The organism is Psychrobacter sp. 16-MNA-CIBAN-0192 (assembly GCF_040309565.1).
Taxonomy (GTDB): Bacteria; Pseudomonadota; Gammaproteobacteria; order Pseudomonadales; family Moraxellaceae; genus Psychrobacter.
In genome coordinates, this window is record NZ_JBEOOX010000281.1 from 1 (window position 1) to 270 (window position 270).

The 270-nt window shown below is 40.4% G+C and carries 1 protein-coding gene; it reads left to right on the top strand.

The genetic code is table 11. From position 1 onward, the window contains the following. On the top strand, window positions 1-270 hold a 270-nt coding region (locus AAEY78_RS13260; protein ID WP_352339765.1), incomplete at both ends, for an FAD-dependent oxidoreductase.

Here is a 270-nt window from a genome sequence, read left to right on the forward strand (position 1 = left end):
GACCTTGAAGTGTCTACTTTTGCTCACGAAGCGTTAACCGAAAGTGGCGTTAATATTTTAACATCGCACCAAGCACTTCGTTGTGAAACACGCGATGGTAAAAAATATATTGTTGTTAAACATAACGACAAAGAAATAGATATTGAATATGACGAGCTATTATGTGCCGTTGGTAGAAGTGCGCGCCTTAAAGGTTACGGTCTTGAAGAGCTAGGCATAGAAACAAACCGCACAGTAGTAACTAACGAGTACCTTGAAACACTGTACCCT